The organism is Palleronia sp., assembly GCF_042089775.1.
In the GTDB taxonomy this organism is placed as follows: domain Bacteria; phylum Pseudomonadota; class Alphaproteobacteria; order Rhodobacterales; family Rhodobacteraceae; genus Palleronia.
Map to the genome: position 1 here is coordinate 83,639 of NZ_JBELKF010000002.1, position 20,671 is coordinate 104,309.

Consider the following 20,671-nt stretch of genomic DNA (forward strand, 5'->3'; position numbering starts at 1 on the left):
ATGACGACGACGAGGCCGATGAGGTAGATGATGCGCGACATTGGGGTCTCCGGTTGATGTTGCACCGCTCAACGCCGCGTGATCGCGCCGGGGTCCATCAATCGTCTTCGGCGAAGGGGTCCCATTCCTCGTCAACTTCGGGCAGGGCCTGCGCCTCGGCTTCGGCGGCAATCTGTTCGGGGGTTCTGATCTCGACGATCTTCGCCTTGGGGAACGCGTCGAGCACCGCCTGCATCATCGGGTGCGCCAACGCCTTGGCGCGCAACGCTTCGGCTGCGGCGTCGCGCACCTCGGCAATGGTGGACTCACCCCCTTCCGAAACCACCGAGACGCCCCAGCGTACCCCCGTCCACCGGCTGAGCGCGGCGCCAAGGCGGGCGGCAAGATCGCGCGGTGCGGCGTCGGTGGGCGCAAACTCGATCCGGCCAGGAGCGTAGTGGACGAGCCGGACGCCGGTCTCGACGTCGATCAGCAGCTTGGCGTCGCGGTTGGCCCGGATCAGCTCGACCACCTGATCGAAGCGCTGATAGCGGATCAGCGCGTCGTCGGGCTGGTGCGCGAGCGCGGTCGCCGTGCCGTGTCCCCCATGTCCCGCGCGCGCGGGCGGCGCGGCCATGTGTGCGGTCGGACCTGCCCCAGCTGGCGTGCCACCGTTCTGCGGAGCGGGCGCCCCCACGGGCGGACCGTCCTTCAACTTGCGCACGAGGTCCCCTGGCGGCGGCAGATCGGCCACGTGGGTCAGGCGGATGATCGCCATCTCGGCGGCCATCATCGCGTTCGGCGCGGCCGAGACTTCCTCGAGCGCCTTCAGCAGCATCTGCCACATCCGCGTCAGCGCCCGCATCGGCAGACGTTCGGCCATGTCACGACCCCGCTCGCGCTCGTCCGGGCCGACCGTGGGATCCTCGGCGGCGTCAGGGGTAATCTTGACCACGCTGATCCAATGCGTGACCTCGGCCAGGTCACGCAGCACGGCCATGGGGTCGGCGCCGTCGGCATATTGGCCAGCCAGTTCCGACAGCGCCGCCGCCGCGTCGCCCTTCATCACCATGTCGAACAGGTCCATGACCCGGCCCCGGTCGGCGAGGCCCAGCATCGCGCGCACCTGCTCGGCCGAGGTTTCGCCCTGCCCATGCGCGATCGCCTGATCCATCAGCGACAGCGCGTCCCGCACGGACCCCTCGGCGGTACGCACAAGCAGCGCGTAGGCGTCGTCCGAAACCTGCGCCCCCTCCTGCTCGGCGATCCACTTCAGGTGGCCGATCATCACCTCGGGTTCGATCCGGCGCAGGTCGAAGCGCTGGCAGCGGGACAGGACCGTGACCGGGACCTTGCGGATCTCGGTCGTGGCGAAGATGAACTTCACATGGGCGGGCGGCTCTTCCAGCGTCTTGAGCAGCGCGTTGAACGCGCTGGTCGAGAGCATGTGAACCTCGTCGATGATGTAGATCTTGTAGCGCGCCGAGGCGGGCGCATACTGGACCGAGTTCAGCACGTTCTCGCGGATGTCGTTGACGCCGGTCTGCGAGGCGCCGTCCATCTCCATTACGTCGACATGCCGGCCCTCGGTGATGGCGCGGCAGGGCTCGCACACGCCGCAGGGCTGGGTCGTGGGGCCGCCATTGCCGTCGGGACCAATGCAGTTCATCCCCTTGGCGATGATCCGTGCGGTGGTGGTTTTCCCCGTGCCGCGGATGCCGGTCATGATGAAGGCCTGCGCGATCCGGTCGGCGGCGAAGGCGTTCTTCAGCACGCGCACCATAGCGTCCTGCCCAATCAGATCGGAGAAGGTCGCGGGGCGGTATTTCCGGGCAAGCACCTGGTAGGCGGGACTGTCGGCCATGACACCTCTGTTCCGAGTCGGGTCGCCTCGACCCTACCGCGCCCGGTTCACAGCAGCCAGAGCACGAGGCCCGTTCCTGTCGTCCCGACGATCAGAAGCGCGCACAGGAGCGACACCCGCCAGATCGGCTGCACGGTGCAGCCGTGATTGGTGAAGTTGCGATGGCTGATGATCGCCTCGCGCCAGGCCGCGGCGAAGATCAGGATCGCCGTGATCAGGAACAGGCTTGCGATAGCTTTCGGCAGCCACGTCGGCTCGGCCGCGCGGAACAGCGCCTGAAGGCCAATGGCGAGGACGATGATGGTCAGACCTGTTCGCACCCAGCCCGCAAAAGTGCGCTCGGCCGCGAGCATCGTGCGATCCTCGGCCCAATCTGTGCGCTCTTCCGCCATCTGTTGCTTCGGGGGCGTCATACGCTGGATTTAGCGCTGCCCTCGGCGCCGGCAAAACGGCCGCTAGGGGTCAAGTCAGCCGCTCAGGCAGCGCCATGCCCCGCAGAGCCTCGTCCGAGGATTGCGGCCGCCGCCCCTCGCGCTGCACCTCGAGGATCTCGACGGCGCCGTTGCCGCAGGCGATGGTGAAACCCTCCAGCACCTCGCCCGGCACGCCGGCCCCCTCGGCCAGCCGCGAGCGCAGCAGCTTCAGCCGGGCACCATCCGCCTCGCACCAGGCCCCGGGGAACGGAGACAGGCCGCGAATCTGCCGGTCCACCTCGACCGCGGGGCGCGACCAGTCGATCCGTGCCTCGGCCTTGTCGACCTTTTCGGCATAGGTCACGCCGATCTCGGGCTGGGGCATCTCTGGCAGCGCACCCAGCCGCCCCAGCGTCGCGACGATGGCGCTCGCCCCCATGCCCGAAAGGCGATCATGCAGATCGCCGGTGGTATCCTCGGGGCCGATGGGGGTCGTCTCGCGCAGGATCACGGGGCCGGTATCCAGCCCCGCCTCCATCCGCATGATGCACACTCCTGTCGTGGGATCGCCCGCCATGATCGCGCGGTGAATCGGCGCGGCCCCCCGCCAGCGCGGCAGGAGCGAGGCGTGGATGTTCAGGCAGCCATGCCGCGGCGCGTCCAGCACCGGTTGCGGCAGGATCAGCCCGTAGGCCACCACGACCGCCACGTCGGCGCCCAGCGCGGCGAACTCGGCTTGCGCGTCAGCATCGCGTAGCGTGCGGGGGTGGCGCACCTCGATCCTGCGCGCCTCGGCGGCGCGGTGGACGGCGGTGGGACGGTCCTTCTTGCCACGTCCGGCAGGGCGCGGGGGCTGGGTGTAGGCGCAGATCACCTCGTGCCCCTCGCGATCCAGCGCCTCGAGCGCGGGGACCGAGAAATCGGGCGTTCCCATGAAGACGACGCGCATGACGAGACCTTCCTTGCTGCCTGCGCCCCGCACCTAGCGCGCGCGGGGCCGCCCTGCCAGACCGGGCTGGTTCAGTGCGCGGCCGCCCAGTTCGGGCCTTGCCCCGCATCGGCGTCAAGGGGGACTGTCAGGTGCACCGCCGGAGCGGCTGCGGCCTCCATCACCTCGCGGGCGCGAGTGATCAGGGCGTCTTCGTGGCCCTCGTCGACCTCGAACAGGAGTTCGTCGTGGACCTGCAGCAGCATGGTGGCGGGCAGGCCCTCGATCGCGGCCTCCATCCGGATCATCGCGCGGCGGATCACGTCGGCGGCGGTTCCCTGAATCGGAGCGTTGATGGCGGCGCGCTTGGCGAAGCCTGCGCCGGGACCCTTGGCATTGATCTCGGGCGTGTTGATGCGACGGCCGAACAGGGTCTGGACGTAGCCGTGCTCCTTCGCGAAGGCCGTGGTTTCGGCCATGTAGTCCTTGATGCCCGGGAAGCGCTCGAAATAGCGGTCGATGAAGCCCTGCGCCTCGTCGCGGGGGATGCGCAGGTTGCGGGCAAGGCCGAAGCCGCTGATCCCGTAGATGACGCCGAAATTGATGGCCTTGGCCTGGCGGCGGATGTCGGGGGTCATCTGGTCCAAAGGCACGCCGAACATCTCGGACGCGGTGGCGGCGTGGATGTCCTGCCCTTCCTTGAAGGCCTGCTTCAGCGCGTCGATCCCGGCGATATGGGCGAGGATGCGCAGCTCGATCTGGGAGTAGTCGAGGCTGACCAGCGTCTTGCCCTCGGGCGCGACGAAGGCCTCGCGGATGCGGCGGCCTTCCTCGGTGCGGATCGGGATGTTCTGCAGGTTCGGGTCGGTCGAGGCGAGGCGGCCGGTGTTGGCCCCGGCGATCGAATAGCAGGTGTGGACGCGGCCCGTGACAGGGTCGATATGGTCCTGCAGCGCGTCCGTATAGGTCGATTTCAGCTTCGAGACCTGCCGCCAGTCCAGCACCTTGCGGGGCAGCTCGTGCTCGGTCGCCAGATCCTCGAGCACGTCGGCCCCGGTCCCGTAGGCGCCCGTCTTGCCCTTCTTGCCGCCGGGCAGGCCCAGCTTGCCAAACAGGATGTCGCCCAGCTGCTTGGGCGACCCGACATTGAACCCCTCGCCCGCAATCTCGCGGATCTCTGCCTCGAGCGCGCCCATCTTCTGCGCAAAGGCACCCGACATGCGCGACAGCGTGCTGCGGTCGACGGCGATGCCAGCCATCTCCATCCGCGCGAGAACCGGGATCAGCGGGCGTTCCAGCGTCTCGTACACGGTCGTCACGCGCGCGCGGTGAAGCTGCGGCTTCAGCAACTCGTGCAGGCGCAGGGTCACGTCGGCATCCTCGGCGGCGTAGCGCACGGCCTTGTCCACGGGGACCTTGTCGAAGGTGACCTGCGCCTTGCCGCTTCCGATCAGGTCCTTGATGGGGATGCAGGTGTGGCTGAGGTAGCGCTCGGCCAACGTGTCCATGCCGTGGCCATGCAGCCCCGCATGCTGCGCGTAGGAGATCAGCATCGTGTCGTCCATCGGGCGCATCTCGATGCCGTTGCGCTTGAGGATCTTGTAGTCGTACTTGGCGTTCTGGAGGATCTTCAGAACGCTTTCATCCTCCAACAACGGCTTGAGCAGCGCCAGCGCCCGCTCCATCGGCATCTGCCCCTCGGCCAGCGCGTCGGTGGCGAAAAGGTCGGCCTCGGCGTTCTCCTTGTGGGCGAGCGGGATGTAGCACGCCTCGCCCGGGGCCAGCGCCAGCGAGACGCCGACCAGCAGCGCCCGCATCTCGTTCAGGGCCGTCGTCTCGGTGTCGACGGCGACGTAGCCCTGATCCTTCGCGCGGGCGATCCAGGTGGCCAGTTCTTCCTCGGTCCTGATCCAGATGTAGTCCTCGGGGAACGGGGGCTGCTCGATCTCTTCGGCCTCGGCGGCGGCGCTGACCGGGGCGGTCTCGGGCACGGCGGGGGCCTCGACGCCCAGCTCCTGCGCCACGCGGCGGATGATGGTGCGGAACTCCATTTCGGTCAGGAAGCCGATCAGGGTGTCGGCGTCGGGGTCCTTCACCTCGAGCGTGTCGAGGTCGTAATCCAGCGCCATCCCGCAATCGAGCTGCACCAGCTTCTTCGACAGCCGGATCTGGTCGGCGTGATCGATCAGGGTCTGGCGGCGCTTGGGCTGCTTGACCTCCTCGGCGCGGGACAGAAGCTCTTCGAGCGAGCCGTATTCGTTGATCAGCTGGGCGGCGGTCTTGATGCCGATGCCGGGCGCGCCGGGCACGTTGTCCACGCTGTCGCCGGCCAGCGCCTGCACGTCCACTACGCGCTCGGGGCCGACGCCGAACTTGGCCTCGACCCCCTCGCGGTCGATCACGGTGTTCTTCATGGCGTCGAACATCACCACGCCATCGCCCACGAGCTGCATCAGGTCCTTGTCCGACGACACGATGGTCACGCGCCCCCCGGCGTCGCGGGCCTTGCAGGCGAGCGTGGCGATGATGTCGTCGGCCTCGAACCCCTCTTCTTCAAGGCAGGCGATGTTGAAGGCGCGGGTGGCGTCGCGCGTCAGGGGGATCTGGGGGCGCAGATCCTCGGGCATCTCGTCCCGGTTCGCCTTGTACAGGTCGTACATCTCGTTGCGGAAGGTGATCGAGCCCTTGTCGAACACCACCGCCGCATGGGTCGGCGCGTCGGCGCCCTTGTTGTCCTGCACCGTCTTCCACAGCATGTTCACGAAGCCCGAGACCGCCCCCACCGGCAGCCCGTCGGATTTGCGCGTCAGCGGCGGCAGCGCGTGGAAGGCGCGGAAGATGAAGGCCGATCCGTCGATCAGGTGCAGGTGGTGGCCCTTGCCGAATGCGCCGCTCATGATGTGCCTCCTAATGGTGCGCGTGGAATGCCACGAACCGCGCGCCGGTGCCAGCCATCAGGCCGGATCACAGGGGCGTTGGAGCAGGGGTGCCCGTTCGGCCCCTTCGCGCTCTGCCGCGATCCGCGAGTCCGGTGCGTCGAGCCGTTGCCACAGCGGAATGTCGGGGACGGTGTTGCCGATCTCCAGCCCCAGCTCGGGCGCGCCGTCGAGAAGCGGGTCGCGCGGCCCCGGCGGGCGCGGGAAGCCATCCGGCACTTCGGGCGCGATGGACCGGGTCTGGTCGCGGGGCGGTGCAGGTCGCTCGGGTGCGGGTGCGGCGCCGTAATACTGGCACAGGGCGATGTCGCGGACCGGCGCCTCTGCCAGGCGGTCGCGGGCGGTGAGATCCACAAGATGTCCGCGCTTGCGCGTCATCCCGGCCCGGAAGGTCAGCGCCTCGGGCAGGGTATGGAACTCGGTGTCTTTGCCGAACAGCTCCTCAGCGTCTCGCCACTCGCGGCCGATCGCGGTGTGCATCGTGTAGGTGCCCGGCGGCATCAGAAGCTGAAAGAACCGTCCGCCCTCGATATAGGCTATCACCGCGATCTCGGTCGTCGCTGCGTCGCGCATCACGAGGTAGACGTCTCGCCCCGGCTCAGTTCGAACCTGCAGGGGCAGGGTCAGCGGAAGGCCGGTGCGATTCTCGATCAACCCATGATCGGGCGCGGCCCACGCGGGAAGGCCGAGCAGCAGCAGGCAGAGGACAAGGCGAAGCATGGCGGACCTTCGGTCGGGGCTCTGGCGCAGGTAATCGTCCCGCCCCCATCCGGGAAGAGGGACGGGGTTGACTTGCGGGGCCTCCTGCGCACCTTGGCGTCCATGAGCATCGACCAGCTGCCCGCCATCCTGACCGTGACCATGAACCCCGCGCTCGATCTTGCCACGGGGACCGAGCGGGTCGTTCCGGGTCCCAAACTGCGGTGCGACGCCCCGCGCGTCGATCCGGGCGGCGGCGGCATCAACGTCTCGCGCCTCGTGCAACGGCTGGGCGGCGAAACGGCGGCCATCGTTGCCCTTGGCGGCAGCATGGGCCAGCGCCTGCACGAAGCGATGGAGCGCGAGGGGCTGTCGGTTCGCGTCATCCCGGTCGAGGGCGAGACACGCGCCAGCCTCGGCGTCACCGACCGCTCGACCGGCAAGCAGTTCCGTTTCATCCTGCCGGGACCCGACCTGACGGTCGAGGATGGCGAGCGTGCCATCCAGGCCGTATCCGAGGAATCGGTGCGGGGCGATTTCGTGGTGCTGTCAGGCTCTCTCCCCGGCGCGCTGGCGGGCACGTTCCCGCGTGCGCTGGCCCGTGCCTCGGGTCCAATGGGCACGCGGCTGGTCGTGGACACCTCGGGCGCAGCGCTGAACGATCTCGTCCGCACCCCCGACAGCGATCCGGAGATGCGGCCCGAGCTGCTGCGTATCGACCATCTCGAGGCCGAAGAGGCCGGCGGGCGTCCGATGCCCGCGCTGGGCGACACCGCGCGCTTTGCGGCCGATGCAGTGGCCGCAGGTGCCGCGCGCTACGTCGTCGTGGGTCGCGATGCCGAAGGCAACCTCCTGGCCTCGGCCGATGGGGTCTGGTTCGTCCGCCCGCCGAAGGTCGAGGTCGTCTCTGCGACCGGCGCGGGCGACAGCTTCCTTGCAGCGATGACCTGGGCGCTGTCCATCGGCACCCCACCCGAAGAGGCGCTGCGCTGGGGCACCGCCGCCGCCGCGGCCACCGTCACGACGCCGGCCACCGACCTGTGCCAGCCCGACATGATCGAGACCCTCCGCGCCGAGTGCACGATCGAACAAGTCGACCCGGCCTAGTCCGCCTGGTCGAACACGAAGAAGAACTGCCACGCCAGCCACGCTGCCGCCGCCCCGAACAGAAGCGCCCAGCCGGGGTTGCCGTTCACCAGCTCAAACACGCTCCACGCGGCGGTGACGCCGAAGACGAGGATGCGCCGCCACATCGGGCGAAACCAGGGCGAGCGGACGTCGAAGAACTTCATGGGCAGTGGCTCCTGTTTCGGCCCGTCTACAGGATCGGCGTGCAAAGGTCAGCGCCCTTGCAGCGCCGCGCCCGAGGGGGCACATCGACCACGCCATGATCCGCTTCGCGCCGGGCGACCTCGTCGCCGTCCTCACCACCCAGCCGCTCGACCGGGCGCTCGACTACCGCGCGCCGGAAGGCGGCTGCGGGACGGGTGACTTCGTCGAGGTACCGCTGGGCCCGCGCAAGGTGCTTGGGGTGGTCTGGGGCGAGGGGATCGGCGGCTACGATCTATCAAAGGTCCGCACGATCAACCGCGTGCTGGACGTTGTGCCGATGCGGGACGAGATGCGCCAGTTCCTGAACCGCGCCGCCGAATACACGCTGACCCCGATGCCCGCGATGCTGCGGCTGGCCACGCGCTCGCCGGGGCTGGGGTCGGATGTGTCGATGCGCAAGGTCTATGCGCGCGGGTCAGAAGAGCCCGACCGGATAACCGACGCCCGCCGTCGGGTTCTGGACGCGCTGGCCGAATACGGCGACCTGTCCTTCACCCTGTCGGAGCTGTCCGAGATGGCGGGCGTGGGTTCTTCCGTCGTGAAGGGGCTGGTCAAGCAGGGCGCGGTGATCGAGCGCGACACCCCCCGTGACGCGCCATACCCTCGGCTCGACCCCGACCTGCCGGGCAAGACGCTGGCGGGCGATCAGGCCGGAGCCGCGGACATGCTGATCAAGGCCGTGGCAAGCGGGACCTACGGCACCACGATGCTGCGCGGCGTCACCGGCTCGGGCAAGACCGAGGTCTACCTCGAAGCCGTCGCCGAATGCCTGCGACAGGGGCGGCAGGCGCTGGTGCTGCTGCCCGAGATCGCGCTGACCTCGGAATTCCTGTCCCGGGTTGAGGCCCGCTTCGGCGCGAAGCCCGCCGAATGGCACCACGGCGTCACCCAGACCGAGCGTCGCCGCTGCTGGCGGATGGTTGGCGAAGGCAATTCCTCGCTGATCGTCGGGGCGCGGTCCGCGCTGTTCCTGCCGTTCAGCGACCTGGGCTTGGTCGTCGTCGATGAAGAGCATGACACGTCCTATAAGCAGGAAGATGGCGTCCTTTATTCCGCGCGGGACATGGCGGTGCTGCGCGCCTCGATCTGCAAGGCGCAGGTGGTGCTGGCTTCGGCCACCCCGTCGCTGGAGACTTGGGCGAATGTCGAAGCCGGGAAATACAGCGCGCTGACCCTGACGTCGCGCTTTGGCGACCGCGCCATGCCCCAGATGCGCGCCATCGACATGCGGGGCGAGGATCTGCCAGGGGGCCGCTGGGTCTCACCCTCGCTTCAGGGCCAGATCGCGGACCGGCTGGAACGAGGGGAGCAGAGCCTCCTTTTCCTCAACCGCCGCGGCTATGCGCCCGTGACCATCTGCCGGGCCTGTGGCGAGATGATCGCCTGCGACCACTGCGACGCGCGCATGGTCGAGCATCGCTTTCTCAAGCGCCTCGTCTGCCACCAATGCGGAGAGACCAAGCCGATGCCCGAGGTCTGCCCCTCGTGCAAGGTCGAGGGCAAACTCGCTGCCGTCGGCCCCGGCGTCGAGCGGATGGCCGAGGAAGCCGCCGCCCTGTTCCCCGACGCGCGGGTCGAGGTGCTGTCTTCGGACATGTACCAATCCGCCCGCGCGCTGAAGGCCCGGATCGAGGCCATCGCGGCGGGCGATGCCGACATCGTCGTGGGCACGCAGCTTGTTGCCAAGGGACACAACTTTCCGCTGCTGACGCTGGTGGGCGTGATCGACGCGGACCTGGGGCTTCAGGGCTCGGATTTGCGGGCGGCGGAGCGCACGTTCCAGCTGATGCGGCAGGTCGCGGGGCGCGCGGGCCGTGCCGAGCGGCCGGGCGAGGCGTGGCTTCAGACCTTCCAGCCCGAGCACCACGTCATCAAGGCAATCCTGTCCGGCGACGAGGACGGCTTCTGGGCCGCTGAAGCCGCCGAGCGCAAGGCCGCAGGCGTGCCGCCCTACGGCCGGATGGCCGGGATCGTTCTCTCCTCACCCGACATCCAGGCGGTGTTCGACCTGGGCAATCACCTTGCGCGGATCGACGGGCCGCTCCGGCGGATCGGGGCGGTGCTGTACGGCCCTGCGCCCGCGCCGATCGCGCGCATCCGCGGGCGGCACCGACTGCGGATGCTGGTGAAGGCCGAAAAAGGCGCGCCCCTGCAGAGCGCCGTGTCGGACTGGCTCGCGCAGGTCAGGATCAAGGGCGACATCCGCCTCAGCGTCGATATCGATCCGCAGAGCTTCTACTGACCATCGCGCCCCGCTACCTATGAGCTGAAGCGACGGGCGGAGGCGCGAAGAATGGCACAGGCGATCGTGATCGGGGCCGGTCCCGGCGGTCTGGCGGTCGCCGCCATGCTGCAGACCCGCGCGGGACTCTCGGTTCATGTGCTGGAGCGCGCCGACCGCCTCGGCGCGGCCTGGCACCGCCACTACGACGGGCTGAAGCTGCACACCGCCCGGACCCGCTCGAGTCTGCCAGGGCTGCCGATGCCCACGGACTACCCCCGCTTTCCCACCCGTGAGCAGGTCGTCGCTTACCTCGACTCCTATGCCCGGCACTTCGCGCTCGACATCCGGGCGGGCGCGACGGTCGAGCGGATCGCGGAAACCAGCGGCGGCTGGCGCGTGGAGTGGGAGGGCGGCAGCGAAACGGCGGGAATTGTCGTGGTGGCGACAGGCCTCAACAACCAGCCGGTGCAGCCCGAGCTTCCGGGCTTCACCGGACAGGTGCTCCATTCCTCGGTCTATCGCCGGCCCGACGCGTTCCGGGGCCAGCGCGTGCTTGTCGTGGGTCTGGGCAATTCGGGCGGCGACATTGCTGTGCAACTGGCCGAAGCAGGGATCGACGTGGCGCTGTCCGTGCGCAGCCCGGTGAACCTCGTCCCGAAGACCCTGTTCGGCGTGCCGGTCACCTCGCTGGGCCTCCTGCGGCAGGTGCTGGGCGCGAAGGCCGCGGACCGGGCTGCGGCGCCGTTGTTTCGCCGCTCGATCGGACGGCCCGAGGATTACGGGCTGCGCCAGCACCCCAAGGGGCCGATGCAGCGCTTGGTCGAGGACGGGCGGGTGCCGCTGATCGACCCGGGCGTCCTCCCCCTCATCAGCGCAGGGAGCGTTGCCGTCCGGGCCGGAATCGAAGCGGCGAGTGGGCACGACATCCGGTTTGCGGATGGCCGCACCGAGAGCTTCGACGCGGTGATCTGGGCCACCGGCTACAAGGTCGACCTGCGCCCGATCCTGGGCGCGCGTGACGACGTGCTGGACAAGGAAGGGCGGCCGCTTGTCGTGGGAGAGCCGACGGCGGCGCGGGGGCTTTACTTCGTCGGCCTTCGCGCAGCGCCGGAAGGGCAGCTACGGCGCCTCGGCATCGAGGCGAAGGCCGTGGCCGCATCGGCTCGGAAACTGCGGGTTCTGGACACGAAACCGCCCGCCGGCGGTAACCGGCGGGCGGAAGTGTAGCGGTGCGCCGGTTACCCGGCGCATCATTACCCGATCTTACTGGGAGCTGCCGTTGTTCGACGAGTTGCTGTCGTCGGACGCGTCGTCGCCGTTCGGCGAGCTGCTGTCGCTCGACATGTCGTCGCCGTCCGTCGAGCCCGAAGCGCTGCCGCTGGCCGACGCGTCACCGTCGGTCGAGGTCGACATGCTGCCGCCGTTCGAGGTGCCGGCGTTGCCTTCTTCCACCGGCTGGCCGCTCTCGTCGTAGAACGTGATCACGGTACCCTGGTCGATCAGGTCCTGGCGCAGCTGGCCCAGACGCTCCTGGCGGAGTTGCTGTTCAATCTGCGGGCGCACCTGGTCGATCGGCGGAAGCTCCTGCTCGGTCTGCGAGTCGGCTTCGTCATAGGCGCTCTGGACGGCTTCGTCCGAGACCGACTCGTCCAGCACGCGCTGAACATAGACCTGCACGATCGCGTCTTCCTGGCTGCGCTCGCCGTTCTCTTCGACCATCTGCTGCACTTCGGGATCGTCGGCGAGGTTCTCCTGCTCGGCGCGCTGCAGGATCAGTTCGCGCAGGACCAGTTGGTCAACGGCGACCGAAAGCAGCTGCTCGGGCGGAACCTGCTGGGCCAGCTGCGGCGGGAACGCCTCGATGGCGGTCTGAATATCCGACGCGGTGATCTCGGCATCGCCCACGGTGACGATCAGCGGATCGGCGGTCATTTCGCCCGAATCCGTGGCGTTCGAGCTGTCCGAGGAACCGTCGCTCGACATGTTCGTGTCGCTCGAAGCGTCGGAGCCGCCGGCATCGGACATGCTGTCCGAGCTGGTGTCGCCCGAGGGCGTCAGATCGCCGTCGACGCCGATCGTGTCGGCTTCGGTTGTGCCTTGCGCGGTTGGGCTATCGACATTGACCTCGGCTTCCTGCGCCATCGCGGGAAGGGAGACCGGCGCGATCAGAGCGGCGGCGAGAACGGGGGAAAGTATACGGTTACGGTTCATGGAAACCTCCAAATTCTGCGTCCAGTTGACGTTTCGTCCATCCAACGGACGGAGGGGCGCCCTGTTCCACTCCGTTTTTGGTCGCCAGGGCGAAACGGGCGGCGTACCGCCGATGGCATGCGCACCCTGCCCCTCTCCGAAGCCCGCCTTTTGCCGCTGTGGAAGCGGCCTGAGGCGCTTCTCTTCCTAATGGCGTTCGCGATGCCGCTGGCCTTTGCGACATGGATGGCCCTGCTAAACAATTTCGTGATCGAGGTCGCAAACTTCTCGGGGGTCGAGACCGGGTGGCTGCACACGGTCCGCGAGATCCCCGGCTTCCTCGCGATCGGGGTCATCGCGCTGATCATGGTCATCCGTGAACAGGTGCTGGGGCTCTTGTCCCTGTTGCTCCTGGGGATCGCGACGGCGCTGACGGCCTACTTCCCGACCTTCGGCGGCATCCTCGCGCTGACGATGCTCAGCTCGATCGGGTTTCACTACTTCGAGACGGTGAACCAGTCGCTACAGCTGCAATGGATCGAGAAGGACCGCGCGCCGCAGATGCTCGGCTGGATCATGGCGACCGCCTCGGCCGCGTCGCTTCTGTCCTACGGACTGCTGGTGCTGACCTGGCGGTCCTTCGAGCTGAGCTATGCCTTCGTCTATGGCGTGGGCGGCGGGCTCTGCGCGCTGATCGCCGTGTTCTGCCTGTTCGCCTACCCGCAGTTCGAGGCGCCGCACCCGCAGCTCAAGACCTTCGTGCTGCGCCGGCGCTACTGGCTGTATTACGCGCTGCAGTTCATGTCGGGTGGCCGCCGGCAGATCTTCGTCGTCTTCGCCGGCTTCATGATGGTCGAGCGCTTCGGCTTCGAGGTGCACGAGGTCACCGCCCTGCTTCTGGTGAACTACCTCGCGAACATCGCCATCGCGCCGCTTCTGGGCCGCGCCGTCGGCCATTTCGGTGAGCGCGCCACCCTGACGGTGGAGTACGGGGGCCTGATCCTCGTGTTCCTGGCCTATGGCGGGGTCTACTATTTCAGCTGGGGCGTGGTGCTGGCGGCGACGCTCTACATCATCGACCACATCTTCTTCGGGCTGGCCCTGGCGCTGAGGACCTATTTCCAGAAGATCGCCGACCCCCGCGACATCGCCCCCACGGCGGCCGTCGCCTTCACCATCAACCGTATCGCGGCGGTCTTCCTGCCCGCAGCATTGGGATACATGTGGGTGGTGGCACCGGGCGGCGTCTTCGTGCTGGCGGCGAGCATGGCCGCGACCTCGCTGGCGCTGGGCCTGCTGATCACGCGCCACCCTGCGCCGGGTCACGAGACTGTGCTTGCCCCGCTTGTGCAAACCGCCACCCCGGCCGAGTAGCACCCGGCACGGGGCGCCCCTATATCAGGGCGACCACGATTAGGAGACGACCCCATGTTCCAGATCCTGCGCAAATCCACGGAAATGCCCTCGCAGGACGAGGCCCTGCCCGGCCGCGATCGCGCGATCCCGACCGCCGAACAGCATTTCGTCAACGATCGCCCCCTGAAGGGCGACATCCCCGAGGGGATGGAGGAAGCCATCTTCGGCATGGGCTGCTTCTGGGGCGTCGAGCGGATGTTCTGGAAGGTGCCGGGCGTGTGGAACACGATGGTCGGCTATGCCGGCGGCTACACCCCCAACCCCACCTACGAAGAGGTCTGCTCGGGTCGGACCGGCCATAACGAGGTCGTCCGCGTGATCTACGACCCTTCGGGCGTGTCCTACGAAGAGCTGCTCAAGGTCTTCTGGGAGGGCCACGATCCGACGCAGGGCATGCGGCAGGGGAATGACCGCGGCACGCAATATCGGTCGGGCATCTATACCTTCACCGAGGCGCAGAAAGAGGCGGCGGAGCGGACGAAAGAGGCGGTGCAACCGAAGTTCCGCGAGGCAGGCTATGGCCCGATCACGACCGAGATCCTCGACGCGCCGGAGTTCTTCTATGCCGAGGATTACCACCAGCAGTACCTGGCCAAGAACCCGGGCGGGTACTGCGGCCTTGGCGGCACAGGCGTGACCTGCCCCATCGGGACGGGCGTCGCCTCCTGATCCCACCCACGACCGGCGGCTATACGCCGCCGGTGGCCTTCAGCCAGTCTACGATCCCCTTCAGGCCTGCACCATGACGCAGGTCGGCGAATACCGTCGGCCGGCCCGCGCGGGCCGAGGCCGCGTCCTGCCGCATTCGGTCGAGGTCGGCCCCGACATACGGCGCAAGGTCGGTCTTGTTCACGATCAGCAGGTCGGATCTGTTGATGGCCGGGCCACCCTTGCGCGGGATGTCGTCGCCCTGGCAGACGCTGATGACATAGATCGTGATGTCTGCAAGGTCGGGCGAGAAGGTCGCGGCCAGGTTGTCTCCGCCCGACTCGATCAGCACGAGGTCCAGGTCGTCGTGGCGCTCGCGCAGCCGTTCGATGGCGCGCAGGTTGATCGAGGCGTCCTCGCGGATCGCCGTATGGGGGCAGCCGCCGGTCTCGACCCCTTCGATACGGCTCGACTGCAGGGCCTGCATCCGCACCAGCGCGTCGGCGTCCTCGCGCGTGTAGATGTCGTTGGTCACCACGCCGACCGACAACGTGTCGCGCAGCGCTTCGCACAGCCGGGCGGTGAGCGTCGTCTTGCCCGACCCCACGGGGCCGCCGATGCCGACCCGCAGGGGGCCGGTGGTCGGGGCATGGCGTTCGGGAAGAGGGGTGTCTTTCATGACAAGAACAACCTTCCGTCCAGCGTTTCGTGCCTGAGGCTATCGATCTCGGGGCCGGGGGCGAAACCGCCAAGCGCATCCAGATCGCTGTCCGCCGCGCGGGCAGCGGTTTCCGCGATCACGGGTTGCAACCCCGCCAGCACCCGCGCCGCGCCGTCCTGCCCGGTGACCGACAGGCGAATCGCGGCCTGCGCCTGCGCCGACGCCCAAGCATGAAGGAACGTGGCGCACATCGAAAGCGGCGCAATTCCGGCTGCGGCGGAAAACGCGCCCAATGCCACGGGAAACGGGACGTCGCCTTGCAGATCCGGCACCGTCGCCCAGTAGACGGCCGCCGCGCGGAAGGCTCGGCCCTGATCGACCGTCTCGCGCAGCCGCTCGGCCGATCCGGCAAGAGCAATGGCCAAGTCCGTCACGTCCTGACCGCGCCACGCAGCCATCGCCAGGACCACGTCGTTCCACAGCGCACCCTGCCCCACGACGGTCGCAATCCGCCGTGCGAGCGTCTCGGCATCATGCACCCGGCCCTCGGCGACAGCGGCTTCGAGCCCGCCGGAATAGGCGTAGCCGCCGGTCGGGAACACGGGCGAGAGCCAACTGAGCAGCGTCAGCTCAATCATGGTGGTGGTCGTGGTGGTGGCCACCATAGGCGCCGCCTTCGGGGTCGAACGCCTCTTCTACATCGCGCAGGCTCGCGCCAAGCCCTTCGAGCATCTCGGCGATCACGCGGTCATGGCGGATCAGGACGCGCCCGTCCTCGATCTGGGCGGCAAGGTGGCGGTTGCCGATCTGCCAGGTCAGCGCCAGCAGGTGCCGCGCGTCGCGGCCCCGCACCTCGAGCAGGCGTTCAGGCACGGCGCGCACCTCGATCACGCGGCCGTCCCCCAGCCGCAGTCCCTCGCCGTGGCGCAGAAGCCGCGCGGCAGGCAGGTCCAGCAGGAACTCGATTCCCCCGTCCGAGCGCATCGCCATGCGCCGCCGGTGGCGATCCCCCTCGTCCAGAGTGATCGTGTCCACAGGTGCGTGCGTGTGGGACAGAACCTCGGTCGCGCGGATCAAAACAGGAAATACCTCTGGGCCATGGGAAGGACGTCCGCCGGTTCGCAGGTCAGAAGCTCGCCATTCGCGCGGACCTCATAGCTTTCGGGATCGACGGTGATCTCGGGCATCGCGTCGTTCAGGATCATGTCGGACTTGCCGATCTTTCGAGTGTTCTCGACGGCGACCAACTCCTTCGCCACGCCAAGCCGCTCGCGCAGACCGTTACCGGCCGCCGCCGCGCTGACAAACGTGACCGAGGACGCCGCCACCGCCCCGCCATAGGCCCCGAACATCGGACGCAAGTGCACCGGCTGGGGCGTCGGGATCGAGGCGCTCGGATCGCCCATGGGGGCCGCGGCGATCATGCCGCCGATCATCACCATCTTGGGCTTCACGGCGAAGAAGGCGGGGTTCCACAGGACAAGATCGGCACGCTTGCCGACCTCGATCGAGCCGATCTGCGACGACATGCCGTGCACGATCGCCGGATTGATCGTGTACTTGGCGATGTAACGGCGGACGCGCAGGTTGTCGTTCTCTCCCGTCTCGTCGGCCAGCCGCCCGCGCTGGCGCTTCATCTTGTCGGCGGTCTGCCAGGTGCGGATCAGCACCTCGCCCACCCGCCCCATCGCCTGGCTGTCCGACGCGATGATCGAGAACGCGCCCATGTCGTGCAGGATATCCTCGGCCGCGATGGTCTCCTTGCGGATGCGCGACTCCGCGAAGGCGATATCCTCGGGGATCGACGGGTCGAGGTGGTGGCACACCATCAGCATGTCCAGATGCTCGGCGATGGTGTTGCCGGTGTAGGGCCGCGTCGGGTTGGTGGAGGACGGCAGAAAGTTCGGCAAGCCCGCGACCTTGATGATGTCGGGCGCATGGCCGCCGCCCGCGCCCTCGGTGTGGAAGGCGTGGATGGTGCGGCCGGCGACGGCGTCAATGGTGGATTCGACGAAGCCGCTCTCGTTCAGCGTGTCGGTGTGGATCATCACCTGCACGTCCATGTCGTCGGCGACGCTCAGGCAGCAGTCGATGGCGGCGGGGGTGGTGCCCCAATCCTCATGCAGTTTCAGGGCGCAGGCGCCGCCTTCGACCATCTCGACCAAGGCTGCGGGGCGCGAGGCGTTGCCCTTGCCTGACAGGCCGATGTTCATCGGGAAGGCGTCGAAGCTCTGGATCATGCGGCCCAAGTGCCACGGCCCGGGCGTGCAGGTCGTGGCCAGAGTGCCATGGGCGGGCCCGGTGCCACCGCCGAGCATGGTGGTGACGCCCGACATCAGCGCCTCTTCGATCTGCTGGGGGCAGATGAAGTGGATGTGGCTGTCGAAGCCGCCGGCGGTCAGGATGCGACCCTCGGCGGCGATGGCCTCGGTGCCGGGGCCGATGATGATGTCGACATTCGGCTGTGTGTCGGGGTTGCCGGCCTTGCCGACGGCGGCGATGCGGCCGTCCCGAAGGCCCACATCGGCCTTGTAGATGCCGGTATGGTCCACGATCAGCGCGTTGGTGATGACGGTGTCCACCGCGCCCTCGGCGCGGCTGGCCTGAGATTGGCCCATTCCGTCGCGGATCACCTTGCCGCCGCCGAACTTCACCTCTTCGCCGTAGGTCGTCAGGTCACGCTCGACCTCGATCACGAGGTCCGTGTCGGCCAGCCGCACCCGGTCGCCGGTGGTGGGGCCATACATCGCGGCATAGTCAGCGCGGCTGATCTCGGCCATGTCAGAGGTCTCCCATCACGTCCTGGCGGAAGCCGAAGACGCGACGATCGCCGGCATATGGCACCAGCGTCACGTCGCGGGCCTGTCCAGGCTCGAACCGCACGGCGGTGCCGGCCGCGATGTCCAGGCGCATGCCCCGCGCCGCGGTGCGGTCGAAGTCCAGTGCCGGATTGGATTCGGCGAAGTGGTAGTGGCTGCCGACCTGCACAGGACGGTCGCCGGTGTTCGCGACCTTCAGCGTCAGGGTCTCGCGCCCTTCGTTCAGGGCGAGCGTGCCCTCGGCGGGAATGACCTCGCCGGGGATCATTCCTCGTCCCTTGACCGGCGGGTCAGGACGCGGCGGCCCGCCAAGCCCACGGCGGCGACGAGTCCGAGGGCCACGACGACGATCAGCCACGAGCCGGAGCCGTGGGGGTGCAGGTGCGCGCCTTCATGGGCGGCGGCGGGAAGGGCGGACAGCATCAGGACGGCGAAGGCGCGCATCGGGATTCCTCTAGCGGATCGGTTGGTGAACGGTGACGAGCTTGGTGCCGTCGGGAAACGTGGCCTCGACCTGGACGTCGTGGATCATCTCGGCGATGCCCTCCATGACCTGATCGCGGGTCAGCACGGTCGCGCCGATCTCCATCAGGTCGGCGACGGACCGGCCGTCCCGCGCCCCTTCGACGACGAAATCGGTGATCAGCGCCACGGCCTCGGGGTGGTTCAGCTTGACCCCCCGCTCCAGCCGCCGCCGCGCCACCATCGCGGCCATCGAGATCAGCAGCTTGTCCTTCTCGCGCGGGGTCAGGTTCATGTGTCTTCCTCAAAGCCTCCAGAGGCGCGGCACGTCGCCGGCGAGCAGGGCGACGAGCGGCACGAGGCGCTTGCGCAACTCGTAGCCGTCAGGCGCCATCAGCCGACAGACCAGCCGCTCGCCCATTACCGAGGCTCCGCCCGACTGCCCGATAATGCGGCGCACATTCGGCAACATGCCTTCGGAACGGGCGGAAATGAAAACCACCGTCGCAAGGGCGCAAGCCCCTCCGGCGACCCCGGCGAGTTCGTAGGGCAGGTCGTCGGTCGCCAGCCTCAGCGCCTCGGCGTGGATCAGGCGACCGCCGCGCGACAGGCGCCAGTCGTCCCGCAGATCGGCACGACGCACGGTCTCTCCCATGGCGAGGCGGCCAAACAGCAGCGGCTCGACCACCAGAAGTTCTGCATCGGGGGCGAGTTCGGCGTCGATCCGGCGGCGATAGCGCGCGCCTTCGAACAGCAGCGTCTCTTGCGGAAGCCAGGCCAGACGGGCGCCGGGGCCGGCGGTCAGGCGCACCGTCGTCTTGGCCGCGTCGTCGTCGCAGCGGTAGATGCGCTCGCAGGCCTGGGTGGTGAGGGTCAGATCGGCGCCGGCCTCGGCCTCCCACAGCATCCGGTCGCCCGAGGTCATGCCGCCCGAGGTGTTCACAAGCACGGCCTGAACGGCGCCGGGTCCGCGCGGCAGGCCGATCCGCGCCGCCCCCTCCTGCCGCAGGCCACTCAGGCCACGCGGGCCGACGACGATGCGGCCATGCCCGCGACTGCGTTGCAGCGCGGGGGCGGGCGTCACCCGGTCAGGCCCTTTGCGCCCATGGCGACGAATTTCGCGCGGCGGTCGGCCCGCACGCGTTCGGCGTCATGGCCGTCCATGTCGGTCAGCATCTCCTGCATGGCGCGACCCACCGCAAGGATCGCCTCGGTGCGGGCGCGCTGTGCGCCACCCACGGGTTCGGCGATAATGCGGTCGATCACGCCCAGCTTCTTCAGATCCTGCGCGGTCAGGCGCAGCGCCTCGGCGGCTTCGCGCATCTTCTCGGCGTCCTTCCACAGGATCGACGCGCAGCCCTCGGGCGAGATTACCGAGTAGATCGAGTGTTCCAGCATCGCGATCCGATTGGCCGTTGCAAAGGCCACAGCACCTCCCGAGCCGCCCTCGCCGATCACCACCGACACCAGCGGCACGCCAAGACGCAGGCAGGTCTGGGTCGACCGCGCGATGGCTTCGGACTGGCCGCGTTCCTCGGCGCCCTTACCGGGATAGGCGCCCGGCGTATCGATCAGCGTCACGACCGGCAGGCCGAAGCGGTCGGCCATCTCCATCAGGCGGATCGCCTTGCGGTAGCCTTCGGGGCGGGCCATGCCGAAATTATGCTCGAGCCGGGACTTCGTGTCGTGGCCCTTCTCGTGGCCGATCACCATGACCGGCCGCCCCTCCAGCCGCGCAAGACCGCCCAGCACCGCGTGGTCGTCGGCGAAGTTCCGGTCGCCGGCGAGTGGCGTGTATTCGGTAAACAGTTCGCGGATGTAGTCGCGGCAGTGGGGACGCTCGGGGTGGCGGGCGACCTGGCACTTCTGCCACGGGGTCAGCCCGGTATAAAGCTGCTCCAGCCGCGCCTTGGCCTTCTGGTCGAGCGCCTTGGCCTGATCTGTGACGTCCTTGTCGGATTCGGCAAGGGCGCGCAGTTCCTCTGCCTTGCCTTCCAGATCGGCCAGGGGTTTCTCGAAATCGAGATACTGGGTCATCCGCACGCTCCATGCCTGTCGCCCCGGCATCTAGCCGGGTCGCGCGGCGGATTCAACGTATGG

Annotated in this window: 21 protein-coding genes; 5 read left to right on the top strand and 16 right to left on the bottom strand. The window is 68.4% G+C overall.

Features of this window, described 5'->3' with window-relative positions:
* Positions 1–97: 97 nt before the first annotated feature.
* The 5 genes from ACFDS3_RS01255 to ACFDS3_RS01275 form a co-directional block, all read right to left on the bottom strand.
* Positions 98–1,843 (bottom strand): DNA polymerase III subunit gamma/tau, encoded by a 1,746-nt coding sequence (locus tag ACFDS3_RS01255; RefSeq protein WP_375260513.1) that lies wholly within the window; start codon positions 1,841–1,843, stop codon positions 98–100.
* A gap of 47 nt (positions 1,844–1,890) precedes the next feature.
* Positions 1,891–2,235, bottom strand: a complete 345-nt coding sequence (locus ACFDS3_RS01260; RefSeq protein WP_375260514.1) for a DUF202 domain-containing protein — start codon at positions 2,233–2,235, stop codon at positions 1,891–1,893.
* 70 nt (positions 2,236–2,305) lie between these two features.
* On the bottom strand, positions 2,306–3,205 hold the full coding sequence (fmt, locus tag ACFDS3_RS01265) for a methionyl-tRNA formyltransferase (protein WP_375260515.1): 900 nt from the start codon (positions 3,203–3,205) through the stop codon (positions 2,306–2,308).
* 71 nt (positions 3,206–3,276) lie between these two features.
* Complete coding sequence (gene polA / locus ACFDS3_RS01270) at positions 3,277–6,081, bottom strand: DNA polymerase I (protein WP_375260516.1); 2,805 nt, start codon at positions 6,079–6,081, stop codon at positions 3,277–3,279.
* A 57-nt stretch (positions 6,082–6,138) separates the two neighbouring features.
* Positions 6,139–6,840: a hypothetical protein gene (locus ACFDS3_RS01275; protein WP_375260517.1), complete on the bottom strand. Its 702-nt coding sequence runs from the start codon at positions 6,838–6,840 to the stop codon at positions 6,139–6,141.
* Positions 6,841–6,942: 102 nt separating this feature from the next.
* Between ACFDS3_RS01275 and ACFDS3_RS01280 the strand changes: the two genes are divergently transcribed.
* On the top strand, positions 6,943–7,926 hold the full coding sequence (locus tag ACFDS3_RS01280) for a 1-phosphofructokinase family hexose kinase (protein ID WP_375260518.1): 984 nt from the start codon (positions 6,943–6,945) through the stop codon (positions 7,924–7,926).
* On the opposite strand, the gene ACFDS3_RS01285 is transcribed toward ACFDS3_RS01280, so the two are convergent.
* Positions 7,923–8,111, bottom strand: coding sequence for a hypothetical protein (locus ACFDS3_RS01285; RefSeq protein ID WP_375260519.1), 189 nt, complete (start codon positions 8,109–8,111; stop codon positions 7,923–7,925). The genes ACFDS3_RS01280 and ACFDS3_RS01285 overlap by 4 nt on opposite strands.
* A gap of 95 nt (positions 8,112–8,206) precedes the next feature.
* On the opposite strand from ACFDS3_RS01285, the gene ACFDS3_RS01290 reads away from it, so the two are divergent.
* On the top strand, positions 8,207–10,393 hold the full coding sequence (locus ACFDS3_RS01290) for a primosomal protein N' (RefSeq protein WP_375260520.1): 2,187 nt from the start codon (positions 8,207–8,209) through the stop codon (positions 10,391–10,393).
* 51 nt (positions 10,394–10,444) lie between these two features.
* The gene (locus ACFDS3_RS01295; protein ID WP_375260521.1) at positions 10,445–11,602 is read left to right on the top strand and encodes a flavin-containing monooxygenase; all 1,158 of its coding nucleotides are present in this window, start codon (positions 10,445–10,447) and stop codon (positions 11,600–11,602) included.
* A gap of 36 nt (positions 11,603–11,638) precedes the next feature.
* On the opposite strand, the gene ACFDS3_RS01300 is transcribed toward ACFDS3_RS01295, so the two are convergent.
* Positions 11,639–12,586: a hypothetical protein gene (locus tag ACFDS3_RS01300; protein ID WP_375260522.1), complete on the bottom strand. Its 948-nt coding sequence runs from the start codon at positions 12,584–12,586 to the stop codon at positions 11,639–11,641.
* Positions 12,587–12,703: 117 nt separating this feature from the next.
* Between ACFDS3_RS01300 and ACFDS3_RS01305 the strand changes: the two genes are divergently transcribed.
* Together ACFDS3_RS01305 and msrA are read left to right on the top strand one after the other, a co-directional pair.
* Positions 12,704–13,939, top strand: coding sequence for an MFS transporter (locus ACFDS3_RS01305; protein ID WP_375260523.1), 1,236 nt, complete (start codon positions 12,704–12,706; stop codon positions 13,937–13,939).
* A gap of 54 nt (positions 13,940–13,993) precedes the next feature.
* Positions 13,994–14,650, top strand: a complete 657-nt coding sequence (gene msrA / locus ACFDS3_RS01310; RefSeq protein WP_375260524.1) for a peptide-methionine (S)-S-oxide reductase MsrA — start codon at positions 13,994–13,996, stop codon at positions 14,648–14,650.
* Between the two features lie 19 nt (positions 14,651–14,669).
* On the opposite strand, the gene ureG is transcribed toward msrA, so the two are convergent.
* The 9 genes from ureG to ACFDS3_RS01355 are packed head-to-tail and all read right to left on the bottom strand — an operon-like array spanning position 14,670 to position 20,608.
* Positions 14,670–15,308, bottom strand: a complete 639-nt coding sequence (ureG, locus tag ACFDS3_RS01315) for an urease accessory protein UreG (RefSeq protein WP_375260525.1) — start codon at positions 15,306–15,308, stop codon at positions 14,670–14,672.
* A complete protein-coding gene (locus ACFDS3_RS01320; protein ID WP_375260526.1) occupies positions 15,305–15,955 on the bottom strand; it encodes an urease accessory protein UreF in 651 nt (216 codons plus the stop codon). The genes ureG and ACFDS3_RS01320 overlap by 4 nt, the downstream gene beginning before the upstream one ends.
* Positions 15,921–16,367, bottom strand: coding sequence for an urease accessory protein UreE (locus ACFDS3_RS01325; RefSeq protein WP_375260527.1), 447 nt, complete (start codon positions 16,365–16,367; stop codon positions 15,921–15,923). The genes ACFDS3_RS01320 and ACFDS3_RS01325 overlap by 35 nt, the downstream gene beginning before the upstream one ends.
* Positions 16,364–18,070 carry an urease subunit alpha gene (gene ureC / locus ACFDS3_RS01330; RefSeq protein ID WP_375260528.1) on the bottom strand — a complete coding sequence of 569 codons (1,707 nt, stop codon included), beginning with the start codon at positions 18,068–18,070 and terminating at the stop codon, positions 16,364–16,366. The genes ACFDS3_RS01325 and ureC overlap by 4 nt, the downstream gene beginning before the upstream one ends.
* A gap of 1 nt (position 18,071) precedes the next feature.
* A complete protein-coding gene (locus ACFDS3_RS01335) occupies positions 18,072–18,377 on the bottom strand; it encodes an urease subunit beta (RefSeq protein WP_375260529.1) in 306 nt (101 codons plus the stop codon).
* Positions 18,374–18,553 carry a hypothetical protein gene (locus ACFDS3_RS01340; RefSeq protein WP_375260530.1) on the bottom strand — a complete coding sequence of 60 codons (180 nt, stop codon included), beginning with the start codon at positions 18,551–18,553 and terminating at the stop codon, positions 18,374–18,376. Before ACFDS3_RS01340 ends, ACFDS3_RS01335 begins: the two co-directional genes overlap by 4 nt.
* A 10-nt stretch (positions 18,554–18,563) precedes the next feature.
* Positions 18,564–18,866: an urease subunit gamma gene (locus ACFDS3_RS01345; RefSeq protein WP_375260531.1), complete on the bottom strand. Its 303-nt coding sequence runs from the start codon at positions 18,864–18,866 to the stop codon at positions 18,564–18,566.
* A gap of 9 nt (positions 18,867–18,875) precedes the next feature.
* The gene (locus ACFDS3_RS01350; protein WP_375260532.1) at positions 18,876–19,655 is read right to left on the bottom strand and encodes an urease accessory protein UreD; all 780 of its coding nucleotides are present in this window, start codon (positions 19,653–19,655) and stop codon (positions 18,876–18,878) included.
* Positions 19,652–20,608 carry an acetyl-CoA carboxylase carboxyltransferase subunit alpha gene (locus ACFDS3_RS01355; RefSeq protein ID WP_375260533.1) on the bottom strand — a complete coding sequence of 319 codons (957 nt, stop codon included), beginning with the start codon at positions 20,606–20,608 and terminating at the stop codon, positions 19,652–19,654. The genes ACFDS3_RS01350 and ACFDS3_RS01355 overlap by 4 nt, the downstream gene beginning before the upstream one ends.
* Between the last annotated feature and the right edge of the window lie 63 nt (positions 20,609–20,671).